The organism is Undibacterium paludis (genome assembly GCF_022568815.1).
GTDB lineage: Bacteria > Pseudomonadota > Gammaproteobacteria > Burkholderiales > Burkholderiaceae_D > Undibacterium.
The window spans coordinates 848,370-868,355 of record NZ_JAKZHX010000001.1; the positions used below are offsets into that span (position 1 = coordinate 848,370).

Here is a 19,986-nt window from a genome sequence, read left to right on the forward strand (position 1 = left end):
TTGCGCGTGTGGTGGAATTGGCAGACACGCTGGTCTTAGAAACCAGAGCCTTACAGGCAGTGAGGGTTCAAGTCCCTCTGCGCGCACCATCTTTTTGATCGCCACACACAGACCCGTTTCTGTCTGGCCCTGCCTCGCAGATTCGTGGCGATCACCCTTTCCAGGACATATTGGACTGTTATAGTCCGCTAGTGCCCTCGATCCGGCAGCCTTGATACATCTTGTTGCCGCGGTCATGTTCAATTCAAGTCCCCAACACATAAAAACAATAAGGAGATCCACATGAGAGAATTAGTCACCATCAGGCAAGTCAGTTCCATCAAACCGATTGTCGGGGCTGATGCCATAGAATGCGCCAGCGTCGATGGCTGGTCCGTCGTCGTCAAGAAAAATGAATTCAAGCCGGGCGATGCCTGTGTGTATATCGAGATCGATTCTTTCCTGCCGCTGCAGGACGAGCGTTTTGCCTTCCTGGCCAAGAATAAAACCAGCTGTAACGACAGGGAAGGAACCAGGTTGCGCACGGTCAAACTGCGTGGACAGATTTCCCAAGTTTGATACTGCCGCTCAGCAGTTTCCCTGAGCTTGCTGCCCATCAAAACAAGGATAGCGATGCGGATCTGGCACAATTGCTTGGCATAGAAAAGTGGGAAGCACCCATCCCGGCCTCATTGTCCGGTGAAATAGAAGCTGCATTCCCCTCCTTCATCAGGAAGACGGATCAGGAGCGTATACAAAACATGCCGGAGCTGCTGACCAGCAACGTCAATGAAGAATTTGAAGTAACCGTCAAGCTCGATGGCTCCAGCATGACCATTTTCCACAATGACGGCGTCTGCGGCATTTGCACCAGGAACTGGTGGATCAAGGAAACCGCCAGCAACAGCCTGTGGCGCGTTGCCGCCAAAAACAAACTGCTGACGACGCTGGAGGCTTATGGCCGCAATCTGGCGTTGCAAGGTGAAATCATAGGCGAAGGCATACAGGGTAACCCTGAAAAACTACGCGGACAGGAATTTTATCTGTTCGACGTCTACGATATAGAACAGGGCCAGTATCTTGGTCAACAGGCGCGTGCGCAGGTCATTGAAGACCTGCGCACACTGGGTGCCGAACTGTCTGGTGTGCCTTGCCTGGGCACCATGACACTGGCACTGTTTGAACAGGACGTAGCGAAAATACTTGATTTTGCTGAAGGCCCTTCTTTGAACCCCATTACTTCACGCGAAGGCCTGGTTTTCAAACGGCTCGACGGTGGCGTATCATTCAAGGTTATTTCCAACAGTTACCTGTTGAAACACGGCGACAGATAAGGACGAATCATGGGTGGTAATGCATTACAGGCAGAATCAGTACGCCTGCCAGCTGCGCGCTATCATGCGCTGGAACTATCGGTGATGCAACGCTTGCAGGCGGCGTTCCCGCAAAGGCGTATGGAAGCTGTACTGGCCTATGCAAATAAACCGGATTTTGGTGATATGGATATCCTGGTGGAGGGTGGCGATGGCTATGACCCGGCGCAATTTGCCCATGTACTGCAAGCCACCGAAGTGGTGCACAATGGCGACGTCAGCAGCATGGGACTGGCCATTGAAGAAGGCGTGTTCCAGCTCGACCTGATCAGGACACCCGCTACCTCATTTGACTTTGCCGTACGCTATTTTGGCCTCAATGACTTTGGCAACCTGGTAGGTCGAATTGCACATAAATTCGGGGCAAAATTTGGTCATCTTGGTCTGCTGTATCCACTGCGTGATACCGAAACCGGCAGTCACCTGATCGCTGAACTCTGCATCACCAGTGATTTTTCTGAAGCACTGGATTTGCTCGGTTATGACGCCAATCGTTATGAACAGTTGCGCACCACGGCGCAGTTCAAGTCGCTGGAAGATATTTTTCATTACGTCGTATCGTCACCGTTTGCCAATCGCGAAATCTACCTGCTTGACAACCGCAATCACAAGGCTAGGATACGCGACGCCAAACGGGCGACCTATAATGCTTTTCTGGCCTGGCTCGATGAACAGGCTGAAGGCGTGATACCGGCTTACCCCTGGGCAGAAGCGGGTAGCAATGAACGAGATCGGCAAAAACAGGCTTTTTTAGAAAACTGTTTCACACGTTTCCCTTCTTTCAAACTGGCCTATGAGCAGGCCATGCAGAGACATGAAAGGACAGTGCAGGTCAAACGCAAGTTCAACGGCATACTGGTCACTGAATTGACCGGGTTGACTGGCAAGGCACTAGGGGAGTTAATGGCAGCGGTACGTCATTCATTTACCGATGAAGAGGCATTCATGAACTTCTTTCTGGAAGCAAACCCGGATGACATCAGGGCCAGACTGCTGCAACAGGCTGTCGCAGAAAACCTGGCCCTGGCGAATTAAACCGGTAACAGTTTTATGGTGTCACCAGGCCATCCATCCTGACCACCTCAAAGCTGCTGCCCTTGACGCTGCCCAGCTCTGACAGTAGTTTGTCATTATTCCAGCGTGCATCGGGCGCGCCGCTGACATACCAGTTGGAACCATTGTCAGCAACCAGCATGCCGTAGGTTTTCATGGCTTGCAGTATGGCCTTGCCTTCATTGGAAAAATTCGCCGGTATCTGATAACTGGCTTTCAGGCGCACACGCATGCCCATGGGAGGAACCGTGGCACCAGTGTTCGACGAAGCCCAGTGCGTGGCTGGCGGCACATAGGCGCGGCGGGTGCGACTGACAGTGAAGCGAAAAGCATGGCGTATCACGCCGCTGGCCGCTTCTTCGTAACGTACCAGGCCAGGGAAGATGGGCAGACCAGCCGCATCGGCACTGGTCCAGCCAGGCCTGCCACCTGGACGTACATTATTCGATGTCAGGTCAAAGATAGCGCCGCCACTGACTTTCCAGCTGCCGCCAGCCTGTGGATAGGCATTACCAACTTCATACAGACGGCCGGCATCGCGGTCTATTACCAGCACGTGACGATCGCCACCAAAAGCACTGCCATTGGCCTGCTGACCTTCTATCGGTGCATTGGCAGGTATGGGGTAAGGGCCGGGTTCACTCTCGTCACCATAATCCGTAAACACGACCGGCACCCTGGCCTGGCTACCCGCCACAACCACGTAGGGGATGCCTATGGGTGCGCCATCATACAGGCCTGATCCAAAGTCGGGATGCAGACCTGTGTTCAAACCTATGCTGGCAATCAGTGCATCGGATGCAGGGTCAACTGCGGCTTTGGAAACATCCGTGTTCCAGGCATTATTGGCAGGGAAAGGAATAGCGCCATTCAGGTTGGCGCCGGCACCCAGGTCGGCCTTGCGCAGGTCACCATAAATGGCATTGCTTGCCGTGCCTGAGCCACCGCTGTTGACGGTGACCGTCAGCGTGGCCGTCGTATTACAAGCCGGATTACAGGCAGAGTTACTGGCAACCAGGGTGTAGATCGTCGTTGATGACGGGCTGACGCTAAGGCTGCTACCGGTAACCGCACTGCCATTCAGGCTCAGGCTGGTAGCGCCGCTGGCTTGCCAGGTGAGCAGACTGCTCTGCCCCAGGGTAATACTGGTGGCAGTGGCAGAAAATGCACTGATCACCGGTGCAGTCGCTGTCGTGCTGCTGCCCGTTGTCCCGGAACCCGAAGTTGTGCCCGAACTTGTACCTGTATTTGTACCAGTCCCCGTCGTTGTCCCTGTGCCTGTCGTAACAGCCCCCGAGGTGGAACCGCCACCGCCACAGGCGCTCAGGCAAAGCAGCAGCATCAGGCCGGGGACAAAAGTAGTGCGATGCAACATGGTGTGTACTCCTGAAATATTGCTTATTACATAAGACATTCATGCCCGACTGGTCAGACTAAACCCGCTTTTTTGCAAGGGCAACGCGAATTGCAAACTCTTACATCTGGTGCGCCGTGAAATCAGGGTCCGATACTGATCTTTGCTGTACTGTCAGAAAAACTCATTAAGGTAAAATCCAGGTTCTGCCAATCAACAGGAAAACATCATGAAAGAGAGCCGCCGCATATTCTTCATGCAACTGCTAGGCGCGAGCCTGGCCATGCATATGGGCAAAGCCGCTGAAGCCGCCGATGTGCCCTTGAAAGAGGATGAACCGCAGGCAAAACAGCATGCCTATACCGAAGATTTCAAGAAGGTTGATGTCAAGCGCTTCCCGGAATTCCAGGATACCCAGAAATGCGGTAGCTGCCAGATCTATGAAGACAAGGGCAAGGGCTGGGGCGGTTGCGCCATTTTCCCCGGCAAACTGGTCAAGGAAACCGGCTGGTGTGATGCCTGGGGTTGATCTTTCACGAAACGACATCGGCAGCAACATATTTGTTTACCACGGCATCGCCATGTGAGGTAGCCGTAACTGCAGTTTCATTTCGTTTTTTCAACCACAAGCAAGATCTTTATCATGTACACACTTTACATCGCCAACAAAGTCTATTCATCCTGGTCACTGCGTCCCTGGATATTGATGCGTGAACTGGGCATACCCTTTGAAGAAAAACTGGTGCGCTTTTCCGGCCCGAATAATTGGGAAACCTTCCGCACCTTTTCACCTGCGGGCAAAGTCCCCTGCCTGCATGATGGCGACGCCATCGTCTGGGATTCCATGGGTATTACAGAATTTGTGGCCGACAGTCATCCTTATGTGTGGCCAGCAGATAAATATGCACGTGCCTGGGCGCGCTGCGCAGCTGCTGAAATGCATTCCGGCTTTACCGCCTTGCGCAATACCTGTCCCATGCATGTCGCCCTCAGAATACGCTTGAATGAAATCACTCCCGAATTGCAAAAGGACATCAATCGACTCAATGAACTCTGGACAGAGGGTCTGAACCGTTTTGGCGGTCCGTTTCTGGCTGGTGACAAATTCACTGCCGTTGATGCGTTTTTTGCACCAGTAGTATTTCGCATCCAGAGTTATCACGTACCGGTGAATGAGATAGCGCAAACCTATGTCAAACATATACTGGGATTGGCAGGCATGCAGGAATGGCAAGCTGCCGCCCTGAAAGAAACCGAGCGCGATGCCAGCCACGAAGAAGAATCGAAAGCAGCCGGTACTTTGCTGGAAGACAAACGTCATCCATAACAAACACTGGGGAACGCTGGCAGCACTGATGCTGCCAGCGTTTTTTATTTGAAAGCAACAACATGACACCAGAATCCATCCTGTTCCACCAGCAGGAACACCCCATAGACCCGGACATACGGGCACAGATACTCACGACCCTGCAAACGGTGGAACAGCAGCATGATGTCAAGGTCTTGTTTGCCTGTGAATCCGGCAGCCGTGGCTGGGGTTTTGCCTCGCCGGACAGCGACTATGATGTACGCTTCATCTATGTCAACAAACTGGACTGGTACCTGACTGTCTATCCTGAACGCGACGTCATAGAATTACCTGTCAATGCCATCTATGATGTCAGCGGCTGGGATGTGCGCAAGGCCCTGGGCTTGCTGCGCCAGGGTAATGCTACCCTGATAGAATGGCTGTCTTCACCGGTTGTGTATATGTGTGACCCTGTGTTTCACCAGGCCATGCTGGAAGCTGCCAGTGAAGTGCACAGGCCGGAACGGTCGTATTATCACTACCTGCATATGGCGACAAAGAATTACAGGGCGCATCTGCAGGGCGAAATCGTCAAACTGAAGAAATACCTGTATGTCCTGCGCCCCCTGCTGGCCAGTCTGTGGATAGAAAAACAGTTGGGCACGGTGCCCATGCGCTTCCAGGACCTGGTTGAGGCAACGATAAGTGATGCAACTCTAAAAACAGCCATAGCCGAACTGCTGGTCATCAAACGACGCGCAGGCGAAGCTGAAATGGCAAAGAGCATGCCAGTCATCAATCATTTCATCGAGACTGAATTGGCCAGGCTGGAAAAATTGCCGCAACATTCGACCAAAGACCATGATTTTTCAGTATTGGATCGCTTGTTGCGTGACACGATAATGGGGAAACCGGTTAGCTGATCGGGGAATGCACAGGTTTTGAATGCCTGCAAAACATGATTCTGCAATTTCGACCATAATGACTTTCTCGTTATACTCATGGCAGAATCATGTACCCGCTTTCCATACTTGATCTTTCCCCGATTGCCGAAGGCAGCGATGCTGCGCAATCCTTCCGTAACTCACTCAGTCTGGCGCAGCACGGCGAAAGCTGGGGCTACCGGCGCTACTGGCTGGCAGAACATCATGGCATGCCCGGCATTGCCAGCGCAGCCACTGCAGTCCTGATCGGACACATTGCGGGCGGTACCAACAAGATTCGAGTCGGCGCCGGTGGCATCATGCTGCCGAATCACGCACCTCTCGTCATCGCTGAACAATTTGGCACACTGGAATCACTCTACCCTGGCCGCATAGACCTGGGTCTGGGTCGTGCACCGGGTTCGGACCAGCGCACTGCACGCGCCCTGCGCCGCAACCTGGCCAGTGATGCCGATGAGTTCCCGCAGGATGTGGAAGAACTGATGGCTTACTTTGCCGGTGATACTCGCTTTGTGCGCGCCGTTCCAGGCGCAGGTTTGTCTGTCCCTGTCTGGATTCTGGGCTCCAGCCTGTTTGGTGCGCAACTGGCTGCCGCAATGGGCTTGCCGTATGCCTTTGCATCACATTTCGCCCCGCAGCAAATGATGCAGGCGATAGAAATCTACCGTGCCACCTTCCGTCCCTCTGCGCAGCTGGACAAACCTTATGTGATGCTGGGCTTCAATGTCTTTGCAGCGGATAGCGATGATGAAGCCTATTACCGGGCCAGTTCTGCCCAGCAGGCTTTCATTAATTTGCGCAGTGGCCGTCCGGCAAAACTGCCTTTGCCTGTACACGGTTTTTTGCAGAAAATCGGCCCGCAGGAACATACCTTGCTGGAACAGGTACTGTCCTGCTCGGCTATCGGTGCGCCGGATACCATTACAGAAAAGATGCAGGCATTCATAGAACGTACCGGTGCGGATGAGTTGATGATCACGGCACAAATTCATGATCATGCTGCGCGCCTGCATTCATATGAAATCGCGGCGAGTGTAGCCGGGACTTTGCATCCCAGAATCAATATGCCTGAATAAAAAAAAGCCTGCGCACACCTCGTTGCGCAGGCTGTCAAAATTGCTGACCAGAGAACAATGATCTATCAGCAAGAGGGAAGCGTTACTACTTCAATTCTTTACACTACTCTTCAGGCATTTTCCGGATTCATTTTCAATGCCGCCGTGGTCTTTGCTGCTTGACGATTTCGACCAGTCACTACATTAAAAAGTTTCACCAGCATGCGATAAATAAAGCGGACAAACAATAAGGTGAACAAGGCTTCCAGCATGGTCGTGCAAAAACCCAGCAATGCATTACCTTCTGTCATGCGCCTGTGCATCTTGGCCATCATGCGGTCACGGGCAATTTCTATACTGTCATAGAAAGTTGGCACAACCAGCAAGGTCAGTATTGTCGACGTGATGGTTCCCCCTATGATGGCAATCGCCAGGGGGCGGTAAAACTCACCACCTTCACCCAGGCCCAGCGCTACCGGCAGCATGCCGGCGATCAGGGCAAAGGTCGTCATCAGGATAGGACGCAAGCGTACACGACCAGCATGCATCAAGGCCTCTTCACGGTCTGAGCCTTCTGCCTCCTGTTTGCGTGCTGCATCCAGGAGGAGAATCGCATTCTTGGCAACCAGCCCCATGAGCATGATGATGCCGATAAAGCTCATCAGGTTCAGGGTGCTGCCCGTCACCAGCAAAGCCAGGACCACACCGATCAGTGACAAGGGCAGTGACAGCATCACACCCAGCGGCGCCGTGAAGGAGCCGAACTGTATCACAAGTATCAGATACATCAAACCTATGCCTGACAACAAAGCGATCAGCATCGCGCCAAATACTTCCTGCTGGTCCTGGCCGGAACCGCCAAGCGACAGGCCATAACCAGGCGGGTAATCAAAGGACTTGGCCAGTTTCATGGCGTCGTCAATCACCTCACCATTCGAGCGGCCCTGGGCATTGGCAGACACGGTGATGGTGCGCTTGCCATTGGAGTGCTCGATACCGGAAGGGCCTTTGCCCATGGTGATTGTGGCGATCTGGTCGAGCGGCACCATCTGGTTTGTACCTGATACAGCGATAGGCAGGCGTTCTATGTTTTCCTTGCTGACGCGATCATCGGGGTGCAGGCGTACTGCCACGTCGCGGGTTTCACCGGTGGGGTCTACCCAGTCACCGACTTCGATACCGGCAAAGGCAACACGCAAAGCCTGGGCTGCATCATTGGAAGAGATGCCCATGGAATTGGCAAGGCCGCGATTGAGTTCTATTTTCAGTTCTTTTTTCGGGTCCTGCTCAGACAAACCGACATCAACTGCACCTGGTACCTGACGCAGTTTATCCATGTAGGCACTGGTGATTTCAAGCAGCTTGCGTGAATCAGGGCCGGTAAATTCTATCTGCACCGGTTTTTGCGCACCATTGTTCAGGTCGTCCAGCACCACGTATTCAGCACCAACCAGAACGCGTACTTTTTCACGCAATTCAGCAGCGATCTCCTTGGCGCCACGCTTGCGTTCCGTGCGTTTGCCTATGTCCACATAAATACGGCCACCAGCCGGTGTGATATTGCTATTGGTGTCCTTGGTCTCTGGTATGGTGCGGGCAATTTCCGCCGCCCTTTCCATTTTCAGACGGGCATATTCGAGCGAAGAAGAAGCCGGCGTACGCACGGTAATCATCAGGTTGCCGGAATCGGAAGCGGGCAGGAAACTGGTGCCCCCCCATTTGATCTGCAAGCCCAGGGCGGCCACCAGGCTGACCAGCGCAATCGCACTCATCCAGCGACGGTGATGCAAAGCCCAGGCAATCACTTTGCCGTAACGGTCAGACTGATGATCAAACCAGTCATTGAAACGTGCCAGTACTTTGCTGATACCTTTCTTTGGCGCCGTATGGTGATCGGGCGGATCGCCCCAGTAAGCCGACAGCATCGGGTCCAGCGTGAACGAAATACCCAGACTGACCAGCACCGAACAGGCCACGGTCAGGGCAAACGGGCGGAACCATTCGCCGGGCATGCCCGGCATGAAAGCCACCGGAATGAACACAGCAATGATGGAAAAGGTCGTGGCAGCAACAGCCAAACCGATTTCTGCCGTGCCTTCGAGCGCCGCAGTACGGCGGTCTGAGCCGTTCTGCATGTGACGCACGATATTTTCACGCACCACGATCGCGTCATCAATGAGCACACCTATCGCCAGCGACAAGCCCAGCAGGGTCATGAAGTTGAGCGTGAAGCCGCACAACCAGACGGCGATGAAGGCCGCAATGACCGACGTCGGCAGGCTCAGGGCCGTGATCAGGGTGGAACGCCAGGAGTTCAAAAAGGCGTACACAACAAAGATGGTCAGACCAGCGCCAAGTATCAGTGATTCAATGACGTTGTTGAGGCTGCGCTGGGCGTCCTTGCCACCATCGCGAGTAATTTCCAGCTTGGTGCCTGGCTGTGTTTTTTCAAACTCCTTGTTGATTTCATCGACCTTGTCACGCACAGCCTTGGCCACACTAACTGTACTGGCATCACGGGCGCGGGTCACAAAAATACCGACATTCGGCTTACCACTACGTATGCTGAGGCCGTCTTTATCGGCAAAACTGTCTTCTATGGTTGCCACCTGTGACAGACGAACGATCTGGTCGCCAGTACGTTTGATAACGATGGCCTGGAATTCTTCCGGCGATTCTATACGGCCGACCAGGCGTATGCTTTCTTCATCAAGGCTGCCGCGTATCTTGCCAACCGGGGCATTGGTGTTCTGGTTGCGCAGGGCAGTCACGACTTCGCCCACCGACACATTGAATTCACGCAGCTTTTCTGCACGCAAAAGCACGGAGAGCTCACGTTTCAGGGAACCACTGACTTCCACCGTGGCCACGCCACTAATACTACGTAATTTGTCAGCCAGGGTGTCTTCAGCCAGACGCGATATTTCGGCATGGGTCTGCTTGTTGGATGACAGCGCCATGTTGATGATGGGCTGCGCGCCCGGATCCCAGCGGCGTATCATGGGTTCACGCATTTCTGTCGGCATCTTGTAGCGCAGGCCGGAAATGACATTGCGAACCTCATCCGAAGCTTCGATCATGTTTTTCTTGAAGCTAAAGCGCATGTCGAAGCGGCCGCTGTTTTCTGATGCCGTGGCCCATACTTCTTCTACGCCGGCCACGGCTTGCAGGGACTTCTCCAGCCGGTTGATGATTTCGCGTTCTACCGTATCTGGCGAAGCACCGGGGTAAGTGATCACGACGGACAAACCCGGCACTTCCACGTCAGGATTCTGGTTTACCCGCAGTTTGCTGAGTGCCAGCAAACCCAGGGCCATCAGCGCCACAATCAGGACGATGGTCGCTGTCGGCTTTTTGATACTGAAATCGGATAGGAACATGATTATTTTCCTTGCGCTGGAGTAGCGTCAGCAACTGCGACCTTGGCCGTTGCCATTTCTATGTTCTGACCATCCTTGAAGCTGGAACTGGGGCTGCGCATCACAACATCACCTGCTGTCAGGCCGCTGCGGATTTCATAATTGCCAGTACGCTGGTCACGCTTGCCAACCTGCAGGTCAACCTTGGCCAGGGTTTTTCCGGCGACTTTCCAGGCATAGGCCTTGTCACCACTCTTGACAACGGCAGCCTCGGGCAGCATCAGGGCGCTGATGGTGGCAGCCTCAATATTGCCTTCTGCATACAGGCCAGATACGCTGGGTTGCTTGCTGTCGGCAAAAGCGACCAGCACTTCAACCTGGCGAGTAACATCATTGGCGGAAGGATCAACACGAGTGACCTTGCCACGGAACTCTTGACCGGCATAGCCATTGATACGGAAACTTACAGGCTGACCGACCTTCACCATGGCGATCTTGTCGGTGGAAACACGGCCGGCAAAACGCATGCTGGTCGGGTCGATGACTTTCACTAATTCCTTGCCTATGGCGGCAGTATCACCGGCCGATACCTTGCGTTCGCTGACCACACCGTCAAATGGCGCGCGTACAACAGTGCGCTGCAATTGCTGACGTGCCGTCACGGCCCTGGCTTTGGCTGCCGACAACTCACTCTGTGCACTGTTGCGACGCACTTCGGCATCATCGAGTGCCTGCAAGGAGGTCATGCCGGAAGCACGCAGGGTTTTCAGCCTTTGCAGGGCGCGGTCAGCCTGGTCCAGTGCCAGTGCAGCATTACGGGACGCGTCTTCGGCAGAATTGAGGTTGTCACGGATGGAGGTTTCATCCAGTTTGACCAGGATATCGCCACGTTTGACGACGTCACCGTTTTCCTTCAATACCTGTAAGACTATCGCGGACACTTCAGCCCGCAAATCAGCCTTGCGCTCTGGCTGTATGGAACCGGTGACGACCGGACCGGATGCCAGTGCATTGCTTTGTACGGTCATGACGTCTTCCGGTGCGATAACCAGCTTGACAGGCGGTTTGTCCTTCTTGTCCTTGGCATCACTCTTGTCCGCAGTTGCGCTGGCACTAGCACTGGCCTCGGAACTGGCACTGGCTTTTTCCGTGGCTTTGTCTTTGCTGCATGCCGCCAGGGCAGAAGCAATGGCAAGAACAAGTAGAGTTTTACGTAACATGATGGGCCCTGTCGCTATTGGTTTGGGGGAAATTCGGATGAGAAAGTATTCCCTGCCTGCCTGTCCATTTCAATGGCCAAGGTTTTGAAGTGCATTTTTCCGGGGATGAAATGCCGATTTTGCTGCCTGAAATGCAATCGGGCTGGCCTGAAAACTGCAGACTAGGACTCTTGCATTGGAGATAAGTTCAGAAATAGCTGTTTTTCAGCAAGCGCATCGCCGATTCCTGGCGCATGTTTCAGTGACGGTCACTGCCCTGGATATTTCTCAGGCAAACGCGGCAATAAGCTGGGCTGACGCTGCAAGAACAGGTTCAACTCTACCTGCGATTCATGGTGCTGATCTGGCGGCAGGCTGAAATCACTGGCAGAGACTTTCAAGACCAGTTCAAGACGTGAAGCCGCTGTTGCATGCCAGTACGCCAACGCAATGGCATGCAACAACCTTGACGCTTACTGCATATGCCAGCCATGGCTGACGGTAATCGACTGTCCGGTCAGGGCATTCGAGCCAAAAGCTGCCAGGAACAGCGCCGTCTGCGCCACGTCCTGCACCGTGGTGAATTCACCATCGACGGTTTCCTTAAGCATGACGTTCTTGATGACATCTGCTTCTGAAATGCCGAGTTCCTTGGCCTGTTCAGGGATTTGCTTGTCCACCAACGGCGTGCGCACAAAACCGGGGCAAATCACATTGGCGCGTATGCCGTCTTTGGCGCCTTCTTTGGCAACCACCTTGGCCAGGCCGATCAGGCCATGCTTGGCGGTCACATAGGGCGCTTTCAGCGGCGAAGCCTCATGCGAATGGACTGATCCCATGTAAATCACGGTGCCCCCCTTGCCACCGGCTATCATGGCGCGCATGGCTGCCCGTGTAGTCAGGAAAGCGCCATCGAGATGAATCGCGGTCAGTTTCTTCCAGTTGTCGAGGCTGAGATCAACGATGGGACTGATGATCTGGATACCGGCATTGCTGATCAGTATATCGACGCCGCCATACGCTGCCACGGCATCGGCCACGCCTTTATCCACCTGGGCTTCATCAGTCACATTCATGGCAACCGCCATGGCTGTACCACCTGTGGCCTCAATTTCTTTTGCTGTCGCCGTCGCGGCTTCCAGGGCCATGTCGGCGATGACTATTTTTGCGCCCTGTCTGGCATATTCTATGGCGATTTCCTTGCCTATGCCGCTGGCTGCGCCGGTAATGATGGCGACTTTGTCTTTCAGTAACATGGGATATCCTTTACTTTTTGTGAGTGAGGTAGTCGTAGGCAACCGTGCCATAGGGCAAGGTCAGGTCTGCGAGTATGTGGACGGCGGATAAAACTTCCAGCACGGGCAAGGCTGCCACCGGCGCCAGCGCATGGGCATGCAGGGCCAGTGCGCCAGGGCCACTCCAGGCGCCCTTGATATGGATGTCAGTCAGGCTGTATTGCACCAGCTCGCAAATGCGCGGGCTGCCATCAACATGGGGAATGATCTTCAGCAGAAAGCTTGGCGTTGCCATCGCAGCCTTGATTGCTTCGGCCTCAAGCGTGCTGTGCTTGAAGCCCATGGTGCCGGTCGCCACCCGTGTATCGCTATAGTCCAGCGTACCGACCAGGGTGTCCTTATGCACCCTCAGTTCGGGTTCACCGAGTTTTTTCGGGAAACCCCATAATTCACGACCGGCCGCAATTGGCGGGTGATCATTCAGGTACATGCTGTGTACGTAACCACCGGCAACACCATCAAGCGTCACCGGTATCACCTGACCTGATTCGCAATAATGACCAAAGCCGGTCGAGTCGGGCATGTTGATGAATTCAAACTTGACGACAGGCTCCGTCATCTGCAAAGGAGCTGGGATGACTTTCGCCAGCAGGTCCGGATCAGTACGATAGCTAATGATCAGGTATTCACGGTCAGTGAAACGGTAGGGGCCGGGCGGGAACGCTGAATTGCTATACGGCATGGCGAATGCATGCCGGCGAATCTCATCTTCTGTCATGGTCGTTTCTTCCCTGTATTGGCAAGCCGTAAAACCTTGGGCACGTCACACCAGGCCCGAGCCTGTTGGCGGATTGCCATAAGAACCATACAGATAATAACCGAGTGCAGATTTTCAAGTGTTACGAACTTGTTACAGTGCTGGCCAGGCATTCAATACTGGGTATCGGATATCAGACGCCTCCTGACAAAGCTTGCCTGACAGCATCGACATAGCTCTTGCTGACCTGCACTTCATCACCGCAGCGCAGACGCAGTTGATAACTGCCATTACCCAGGGCCAGAAGGTGGGCGCATTGTTCGGTCCTGACAATGACGCTGCGATGCACCCGCAGGAACTGTTGCGGGTCCAGGTATTCTTCCAGCTTGCTCAGGGGCACGCGATGCAATACCACGCGCTTGTCCAGATGCAGCTCCACATAATTGCCCGCTGCCGCCATCCAGTACACCTGGTCAAGCAGGATGCTTTCCATTTCACCGATGGAGCGCACCACGACCTGCCGCACATAGACCGGCGCCTGCCCCTCCGGTTTTCTGGCGTCGATAAACTGATTCAGCACCTGGCCATAGCCAGCCTGGCGGGTATAGGCCAGCATTTCCCTGGCGCGCTCCAGGGTCTGTGCAAACCTGTCCGCCTTGAAGGGCTTGAGCAGGTAATCGAGGGCATGCAGTTCAAAGGCATCAACAGCATGGGCATTGAAGGCTGTCACAAAAATGACCAGTGGCGGCCTGGCTTGTGCCGCCAGTGTACGCGCCAGCTCCAGACCACTTTCTTTGGGCATCTGTATATCAAGGAACACGACATCAACGGCATGCGCTGCCAGGAATTCGCGGGCGCTGGCGGCGTTCCTGAATTCGGCCAGCACCTGCCAGTCGCTATGTTTGCCGAGCGCATAGCGCAAGGTAACGCGGGCATGCTCTTCATCATCGACGATGATGCAACTTGGTTTATCCAGTTTGGCCATATCCATGCTATTGGCCGCCTGTCTGATTCATGGGATGCCCCGTGGGCAAACGTATGCAAACCTGGAAGCGACCGGCATCAAGCCCTGTCTGCAAGGATGCCGCATCCCCGTAAGCCAGTTGCAGACGCGCCGCCGTATTGCGCAAACCCAGGCCTGCACCAGGGTTGGCTGCGGCTTCGGCATGGACTGGGTTGCTGATACAGATCAGCAATTGCCCGCCCTCCCGGGTAAAACGGCACAGGATATCGCTGGCTTCTTCATGGCAATCAAGATCATGGCGCAAGGCATTTTCTATCAGGGGTTGCAGCAGCAGTGGCGGACACTCACATTGTCCCAGTCCATCATCGACACCTTCCAGGCTGATGTGCAGGCGCTCACCATAGCGCAGTCTTTGCAGGGCCAGGTAGTCTTGCACAAAAGCCAGTTCTTCCCCCAGCCTCACCCATTGCTTGTCACCGGCTGCCAGGGCGTAGCGCAACAGATCGCTGAGCCCGTGTATGCCATTGAGGGCGACATCCTTGTTGTCAGAAATAACCAGGGCGCTGATGGCATTGAGGGCATTGAACATGAAATGCGGCTCAAGTTGTGCACGCAGGGCCAGGCTCTTCTGCTGTTCCAGTTCAAGACGCAGGGCCAGCGCATCTGCCCTTTCCTGCGCCCAGGCGCGGTTTCTTTCCTGGCTTTGTTGCCAGACCTTGACAGTCACCACGGCAAAATACACGGCGCTGATGGATGACAGGCGCAACAGGGCCGCCAGCTTGTCGAAGACCTGCAATTGTGCAGTGACGGCCCCCCAGTTCAGGTCATACGGGCCATCAAGGCTGACCAGGCTGCCCACATACAATAACTGCAGCGGCAAGACGATCAGCAACAGCAAGGCATAGCCAAGAGCGATATGTTTCTTGCTATTGATGAACCAGGGCCAGCGCGCAAAGCAAAGCATCAGGACAAAGCCCAATATGGCAAGTGCAATCGAGCTGCGGCCCCAGCTAAGGAAGATCAGCCAGAAATCACCCTGCACACCTTCGCGCAAATCATCGTTGAGTGAAGTCAGTGCGCCAACCAGACTCAAGCTGGTCCAGATAACCAGGTTGAGCAACAATATCTGCGCCACCGCCTGCCAGGACTGGCGTGTCGGTTGCTGTTTGCCCGGAAGATTGCTGGTGGTATCCATGGCATCCAGTATATCAGCGCCAGCACGGCCAGCATCCCCGTGCGGCCGTTTTCATCACGGCATCAATCATTTTCATCACTCAGCGCAACCAGACTGCTTACAGCCAGCACAAAATCCGCCCTCATCAAGCTTATGAACGAGCGGTAGCGGAGGATTCAATGACATCAGCAATGACATCAGAAACAGGGTTCACTTGCCGGGTTTTAACCGGCAGGTATGTCTTCATGGTTTTGCTTCTGGCCTTTTCCGGCATCACCAGAGCAGCAGACACTTTGCACATTCCGCGTGCAGTTAAACCACCGGTACTGGCCGATTATGTCACGGGAGTACCAGCAAATGCCGGTGTGGAAATCACTGACTTTCGTCAAAGAAAGCCTGGCGACGGCATTCCTGCATCACAGGCAACAAGAGCTTACCTGTCCTATGACGACACCCATTTTTATGCCGTGTTTGTGGCCAGGGATGACCCCGCCCTGGTCAAGGCCAGGGTAGGCAAGCGCCAGGATTTTCTCGGTGATGATTATGTCATACTGGAACTTGATACCTTCAACGACAAGCAGAGGGCTTTTGAATTCTTCGTCAATCCTTACGGCGTGCAGCTCGACGCCAAACGTACCGAAGGCCAGGAAACCGATTATGACTTTGAGACCCAATGGCAGTCTGATGGTCAGTTGACCAGCGATGGCTATGTCGCCATGCTGGCTATTCCATTCAAGAGTCTGCGATTTCGCAATCAGCCTGTACAGACCTGGGGAATCGCCGTCGGTCGCCTGATTGCCAGATTGAATGAAGCCTCTTACTGGCCGGCCATCACTCAGAGAGAGGCGGCGTTTATCCCGCAGTTTGCGACAGCAGAAATCCCTGAACAGATCACACCCGGCCGTAACCTGCAACTGATGCCATATACCTATATGGGCAAGAGCCGCATCCTGAACAAGGATGGCAATCCCGCCCCGTATTGGGAAAAACAAAGCAAAATCCGGGGCGGGCTGGACGCAAAATGGGTGTTCTCGGAAGCGATGGCAATCGATATGACGATCAACCCCGATTTCAGTGAAGTTGAGTCGGATGAACCACAGGTCATCATAGACAAGCGGTATGAAGTCCTGTTCCCTGAAAAGCGCCCCTTCTTCCTGGAAAACTCGGGTTTTTTCCAGACTGCGCAACCGCTGTTCTTTTCACGCCGTATCGCTGATCCCAAATACGGTGCACGCCTGACCGGACGCGAAGGCAGCTGGGCGTTTGGCAGCCTGCTCATCAATGATGATGCACCTGGCCAACAGCTACCGGCCGGACATGCTGCATTTGGCAAAACTGCCAATATCAGTGTATTACGGGTGCAGAATGATATTGCCGACGGTTCCAATCTTGGCGCCATCCTGACCCAGCGCAAGCTCGGCAATATGTCATCCCAGGTTGCAGGGCTGGATTTACAGTATCAATGGGACCAGAACTGGCTGATCACAACCCAGGTTTCTGCCAGCAAAACCGTTGATGCCGACAACCGGCAATCGCAAGGCAGGCTTGCGTATGCAGAATTCAAGCGTACGGACAAGAACCTCAATTACTCCGGCAAGTGGTTGAGCATCTCCCCCGAGTTTGATACCAGACTGGGATTCATCCCGAGAGCCGACTTGCGGCAAACGACACAGACCCTGACTTATCTGTGGGATGTGGATGAGCATCCCTGGATACAGAATCATGGCCCGCAAATCACCGCGATTGCCAGCAAAGATCATCAGAACACCTTGCAGGACTGGTCTGCAGACAGTGCCTACATCGTCAACGGCACAGGCAGCACTGTGCTGGAAGCACATCTGCTCAATGCCTATGAACGTTATGATCAATTTGGCCCCGGACGTTATCATAAAAATGGCTATTTGCTGGCGGCCAGTTCTGATCGCATCAACTGGCTGAGCTTTGACCTTAAGGCGGGGAAAAACGAAGTCATTAATTACCTGCCTGCGACCGGGCAAGCCTCGCAGCTGGGCGATTCCAGGAGCCTGGCGGCCATACTGACAGCCAAGCTCAATGCGCATTTCAGGGTGGAACAAACCCTGTTATGGAATGACTTGCGCCTGCAAAAAGCCGTAGCGGACCAGCGTAGCGGCAGCATGATTTATCGTGACCTGCTGTCACGCACACGCTTCAGTTACCAGCATGACCGCTACTGGGGCTTGCGCCTGGTACTCGATTATGATTTCCTCAAGGTCAATCCCGGTCTGACCAGCCTGGCGGGCGGCAAGCGCCTCAATTCTGACATACAGGTCAGCTATGTATTGAGCCCGGGCACCAGCTTTTATGCCGGCTTTGCTGATCGCCAGGAAAACCTGCGTTTGCTCGGCAACCCGCTGTACCTGCAAGCAACGGATAAACTGGATTTGCACACAGGCAGACAGGTCTTTGTAAAATTCAATTACCTGTTCCAGTTATAGGCGAGTTATAGGCAGATTATGGGCCGATTATGGGCCAGTCATGAGGCGGACAGACAACGTATCACAGCCGCATCAATGACCTTGCTGGCCGGCAGGCATTCACGCATGTCTTTTCTGGTCTTGAGCTTGCCGGCCACATCGACTGCCGTGTCCGGTATCAGCCAGCTTTGATAGCGGGGTACGAACACGCCATCGTGGGTATTATGGAATTGGAAGGGCAGTGACACGATGGTGTCGTTCTGGTTGATCTGCACATGAAAATGCAGGTGCGGTGTCGTCGAGTAACCGCTATTGCCAGACAGGCCCAGGACTTCGCCGGCACTGACCTGCTGGCCAACTTCTACCCTGACAGAGTTTTGCATGAGATGGAAGTAGTCTGCCCAGCTGCCATCGTTATGCAAAACCCGCACGTAATTGGCCTTGTCCATGAATTCAGGGCTGGCCTTGCCATCATCAGCGAAATGACTGACGACCTCGACCACATAACCGGCACGTGCAGCGACCACGGTAGTGCCCATAGGCATCCTGATATCGACCGCATAGCGGCTGGCCACTGACTGATGCGAGAATATCGGCCCGTCTGCCGCCTGCAATATCTGATACCCTTGCGCCGCCACAAAGGGGATGCGATAGCTGACATTGGCATCATGCCTGGCCTTGGGATCACCCTGGATGAATTGACTGGTGTAGTTGATGGTGTAACCGAACTGCTTATTGGCGGCAGCTACTTCTGCCACCTCCATGCTTTGTCCCCCTGCCAGTCGTACCTGTATGGGCCAGTTGCGGTTGCTGCTCAGATTGCTGAAGCTGCTCAATTTCAGGGTGACGACAACCGGCATACGGCTGGTATTGCTGGCGACGATAACGCGTGATCCGTCTTTTTCAACAGTTTCCACCTTGACCATTTCACTGCCGGCACGAGCAAACGGACCTGGCAATAGCAGGCATACCCAGCAAGTGGCAATGACCGCATATTTTTTCATGTTGCAGATGACGCCGAGCGCCAGATGACACGCTGGTGAATGTGCAGGCTCTGCAATTCACCGATCTGCTGCATGAATTCCAGAGCTGCCAGCGTCACCTGAGGAGATGGTGGAAAACCAGGCCAGCGTATCCAGAACTGATGAATGCCTTCCAGCGTATCGGCGCTGTGCGGTCGTAGTTGCAGATAAGCCCGGATGGCCTCAATGGCAAACTGCTTTTCGTGATCATGCATGTGAGACCCCAGAGGATGACAAAGTAAATTCAAAGAAACCTGTGCTCAGGGCCTTGACATCATATCGCGCCGCAAAGCAGCGAGCAGGCCTTCAGAAGCATCAGTGAGATAGTCAAGCACCCTGTCAAAACCATCGGGGCCACCGTAATAAGGGTCAGGCACGATATCGCTGTCACTGTGGCTGGCATAGTCCATCATCAGTTTCAGCTTGTGCTGGTGCACCTTAGGGCAGGCTGCCTGCATTCTTGCCAGATTATCCTTGTCCATGGCCAGCAGCAAATCAAATTCTGTAAAATCTTCGACACATAGCTTGCGCGCCCTTTGCTGCGACAGATCTATGCCGCGCCTGGCGGCAAATTCCTGCGAGCGGGGATCAGGAGCTTCGCCGATATGATAGGCATGGGTACCGGCAGAGTCTATATGCAGGCTGGCCGCCAGACCCGCCGCCTCTGCCTGGGAACGAAATACCCCCTCTGCAGTCGGTGAACGGCAAATATTGCCCATGCAGACAAAAAGAATGGCTGTTTTGGCCTTTTTTTTCATGGTAAAACTTAAAACTTAATTAAAAGAAAACATCTAT

At 54.1% G+C, this 19,986-nt stretch carries 19 protein-coding genes and 1 tRNA gene; 9 read left to right on the forward strand and 11 right to left on the reverse strand.

Translation table 11 applies throughout. From position 1 onward, the window contains the following. Window positions 1–2 precede the first annotated feature (2 nt). The 4 genes from LZ463_RS03780 to LZ463_RS03795 all read left to right on the forward strand — a co-directional run bounded on the left by LZ463_RS03780 (window position 3) and on the right by LZ463_RS03795 (window position 2,387). Window positions 3–89 (forward strand) — tRNA-Leu (locus LZ463_RS03780). Between the two features lie 193 nt (window positions 90–282). Further along, window positions 283–558 carry a hypothetical protein gene (locus LZ463_RS03785; protein WP_241453955.1) on the forward strand — a complete coding sequence of 92 codons (276 nt, stop codon included), beginning with the start codon at window positions 283–285 and terminating at the stop codon, window positions 556–558. Next, on the forward strand, window positions 555–1,313 hold the full coding sequence (locus tag LZ463_RS03790; protein WP_241453958.1) for an RNA ligase family protein: 759 nt from the start codon (window positions 555–557) through the stop codon (window positions 1,311–1,313). Before LZ463_RS03785 ends, LZ463_RS03790 begins: the two co-directional genes overlap by 4 nt. A 9-nt stretch (window positions 1,314–1,322) precedes the next feature. Continuing rightward, on the forward strand, window positions 1,323–2,387 hold the full coding sequence (locus LZ463_RS03795) for a nucleotidyltransferase family protein (RefSeq protein ID WP_241453960.1): 1,065 nt from the start codon (window positions 1,323–1,325) through the stop codon (window positions 2,385–2,387). Between the two features lie 13 nt (window positions 2,388–2,400). Here LZ463_RS03795 and LZ463_RS03800 read toward each other — a convergent pair whose 3' ends face one another. After that, complete coding sequence (locus tag LZ463_RS03800) at window positions 2,401–3,780, reverse strand: hypothetical protein (protein WP_241453961.1); 1,380 nt, start codon at window positions 3,778–3,780, stop codon at window positions 2,401–2,403. Between the two features lie 208 nt (window positions 3,781–3,988). Here LZ463_RS03800 and LZ463_RS03805 point away from each other — a divergent pair, with 208 nt between their 5' ends. The 4 genes from LZ463_RS03805 to LZ463_RS03820 all read left to right on the forward strand — a co-directional run bounded on the left by LZ463_RS03805 (window position 3,989) and on the right by LZ463_RS03820 (window position 7,067). After that, window positions 3,989–4,288: a high-potential iron-sulfur protein gene (locus LZ463_RS03805; protein WP_241453962.1), complete on the forward strand. Its 300-nt coding sequence runs from the start codon at window positions 3,989–3,991 to the stop codon at window positions 4,286–4,288. A 114-nt stretch (window positions 4,289–4,402) separates the two neighbouring features. Further along, window positions 4,403–5,086: a glutathione S-transferase family protein gene (locus tag LZ463_RS03810; RefSeq protein ID WP_241453963.1), complete on the forward strand. Its 684-nt coding sequence runs from the start codon at window positions 4,403–4,405 to the stop codon at window positions 5,084–5,086. A 62-nt stretch (window positions 5,087–5,148) separates the two neighbouring features. Further along, a complete protein-coding gene (locus LZ463_RS03815; RefSeq protein ID WP_241453970.1) occupies window positions 5,149–5,970 on the forward strand; it encodes a nucleotidyltransferase domain-containing protein in 822 nt (273 codons plus the stop codon). Between the two features lie 89 nt (window positions 5,971–6,059). After that, the gene (locus LZ463_RS03820) at window positions 6,060–7,067 is read left to right on the forward strand and encodes an LLM class flavin-dependent oxidoreductase (RefSeq protein ID WP_241453972.1); all 1,008 of its coding nucleotides are present in this window, start codon (window positions 6,060–6,062) and stop codon (window positions 7,065–7,067) included. Between the two features lie 110 nt (window positions 7,068–7,177). Here the strand turns inward: LZ463_RS03820 and LZ463_RS03825 are convergent, their stop codons facing one another. The 7 genes from LZ463_RS03825 to LZ463_RS03855 form a co-directional block, all read right to left on the reverse strand. Then, a complete protein-coding gene (locus LZ463_RS03825; protein WP_241453975.1) occupies window positions 7,178–10,426 on the reverse strand; it encodes an efflux RND transporter permease subunit in 3,249 nt (1,082 codons plus the stop codon). Between the two features lie 2 nt (window positions 10,427–10,428). Beyond that, window positions 10,429–11,625: an efflux RND transporter periplasmic adaptor subunit gene (locus tag LZ463_RS03830; RefSeq protein WP_241453978.1), complete on the reverse strand. Its 1,197-nt coding sequence runs from the start codon at window positions 11,623–11,625 to the stop codon at window positions 10,429–10,431. Window positions 11,626–11,873: 248 nt separating this feature from the next. Further along, window positions 11,874–12,068, reverse strand: a complete 195-nt coding sequence (locus tag LZ463_RS03835; protein WP_241453979.1) for a hypothetical protein — start codon at window positions 12,066–12,068, stop codon at window positions 11,874–11,876. 9 nt (window positions 12,069–12,077) lie between these two features. Next, a complete protein-coding gene (locus LZ463_RS03840; protein ID WP_241453982.1) occupies window positions 12,078–12,860 on the reverse strand; it encodes a 3-hydroxybutyrate dehydrogenase in 783 nt (260 codons plus the stop codon). 10 nt (window positions 12,861–12,870) lie between these two features. Then, entirely contained in the window at window positions 12,871–13,617 is a 747-nt protein-coding gene (locus LZ463_RS03845) for an acetoacetate decarboxylase (protein WP_241453984.1), read from the reverse strand. A gap of 172 nt (window positions 13,618–13,789) precedes the next feature. Beyond that, a complete protein-coding gene (locus LZ463_RS03850) occupies window positions 13,790–14,587 on the reverse strand; it encodes a LytR/AlgR family response regulator transcription factor (protein ID WP_241453987.1) in 798 nt (265 codons plus the stop codon). A gap of 1 nt (window position 14,588) precedes the next feature. Continuing rightward, complete coding sequence (locus tag LZ463_RS03855; RefSeq protein ID WP_241453990.1) at window positions 14,589–15,755, reverse strand: sensor histidine kinase; 1,167 nt, start codon at window positions 15,753–15,755, stop codon at window positions 14,589–14,591. Window positions 15,756–15,979: 224 nt separating this feature from the next. Here LZ463_RS03855 and LZ463_RS03860 point away from each other — a divergent pair, with 224 nt between their 5' ends. Next, entirely contained in the window at window positions 15,980–18,190 is a 2,211-nt protein-coding gene (locus LZ463_RS03860; RefSeq protein WP_241453993.1) for a carbohydrate binding family 9 domain-containing protein, read from the forward strand. A 38-nt stretch (window positions 18,191–18,228) separates the two neighbouring features. Here the strand turns inward: LZ463_RS03860 and LZ463_RS03865 are convergent, their stop codons facing one another. The 3 genes from LZ463_RS03865 to LZ463_RS03875 are packed head-to-tail and all read right to left on the reverse strand — an operon-like array spanning window position 18,229 to window position 19,949. Next, window positions 18,229–19,173 (reverse strand): M23 family metallopeptidase, encoded by a 945-nt coding sequence (locus LZ463_RS03865; protein WP_241453995.1) that lies wholly within the window; start codon window positions 19,171–19,173, stop codon window positions 18,229–18,231. After that, window positions 19,170–19,406 carry a hypothetical protein gene (locus tag LZ463_RS03870; protein WP_241453996.1) on the reverse strand — a complete coding sequence of 79 codons (237 nt, stop codon included), beginning with the start codon at window positions 19,404–19,406 and terminating at the stop codon, window positions 19,170–19,172. The genes LZ463_RS03865 and LZ463_RS03870 overlap by 4 nt, the downstream gene beginning before the upstream one ends. A gap of 45 nt (window positions 19,407–19,451) precedes the next feature. Then, the gene (locus LZ463_RS03875) at window positions 19,452–19,949 is read right to left on the reverse strand and encodes a low molecular weight protein-tyrosine-phosphatase (RefSeq protein WP_241453998.1); all 498 of its coding nucleotides are present in this window, start codon (window positions 19,947–19,949) and stop codon (window positions 19,452–19,454) included. Window positions 19,950–19,986: the final 37 nt, after the last annotated feature.

Bases quoted from the DNA above. Each gene is read 5' to 3' on its own strand.
- LZ463_RS03825 (WP_241453975.1), bottom strand. From the start codon at position 10,426: ATGTTCCTATCCGATTTCAGTATCAAAAAGCCGACAGCGACCATCGTC.
- LZ463_RS03830 (WP_241453978.1), bottom strand. From the start codon at position 11,625: ATGTTACGTAAAACTCTACTTGTTCTTGCCATTGCTTCTGCCCTGGCG.
- LZ463_RS03860 (WP_241453993.1), top strand. From the start codon at position 15,980: ATGGTTTTGCTTCTGGCCTTTTCCGGCATCACCAGAGCAGCAGACACT.
- LZ463_RS03870 (WP_241453996.1), bottom strand. From the start codon at position 19,406: ATGCATGATCACGAAAAGCAGTTTGCCATTGAGGCCATCCGGGCTTAT.
- LZ463_RS03875 (WP_241453998.1), bottom strand. From the start codon at position 19,949: ATGAAAAAAAAGGCCAAAACAGCCATTCTTTTTGTCTGCATGGGCAAT.
- LZ463_RS03785 (WP_241453955.1), top strand. From the start codon at position 283: ATGAGAGAATTAGTCACCATCAGGCAAGTCAGTTCCATCAAACCGATT.
- LZ463_RS03840 (WP_241453982.1), bottom strand. From the start codon at position 12,860: ATGTTACTGAAAGACAAAGTCGCCATCATTACCGGCGCAGCCAGCGGC.
- LZ463_RS03800 (WP_241453961.1), bottom strand. From the start codon at position 3,780: ATGTTGCATCGCACTACTTTTGTCCCCGGCCTGATGCTGCTGCTTTGC.
- LZ463_RS03845 (WP_241453984.1), bottom strand. From the start codon at position 13,617: ATGACAGAAGATGAGATTCGCCGGCATGCATTCGCCATGCCGTATAGC.
- LZ463_RS03815 (WP_241453970.1), top strand. From the start codon at position 5,149: ATGACACCAGAATCCATCCTGTTCCACCAGCAGGAACACCCCATAGAC.
- LZ463_RS03795 (WP_241453960.1), top strand. From the start codon at position 1,323: ATGGGTGGTAATGCATTACAGGCAGAATCAGTACGCCTGCCAGCTGCG.
- LZ463_RS03855 (WP_241453990.1), bottom strand. From the start codon at position 15,755: ATGGATACCACCAGCAATCTTCCGGGCAAACAGCAACCGACACGCCAG.
- LZ463_RS03805 (WP_241453962.1), top strand. From the start codon at position 3,989: ATGAAAGAGAGCCGCCGCATATTCTTCATGCAACTGCTAGGCGCGAGC.
- LZ463_RS03810 (WP_241453963.1), top strand. From the start codon at position 4,403: ATGTACACACTTTACATCGCCAACAAAGTCTATTCATCCTGGTCACTG.
- LZ463_RS03820 (WP_241453972.1), top strand. From the start codon at position 6,060: ATGTACCCGCTTTCCATACTTGATCTTTCCCCGATTGCCGAAGGCAGC.
- LZ463_RS03850 (WP_241453987.1), bottom strand. From the start codon at position 14,587: ATGGATATGGCCAAACTGGATAAACCAAGTTGCATCATCGTCGATGAT.
- LZ463_RS03865 (WP_241453995.1), bottom strand. From the start codon at position 19,173: ATGAAAAAATATGCGGTCATTGCCACTTGCTGGGTATGCCTGCTATTG.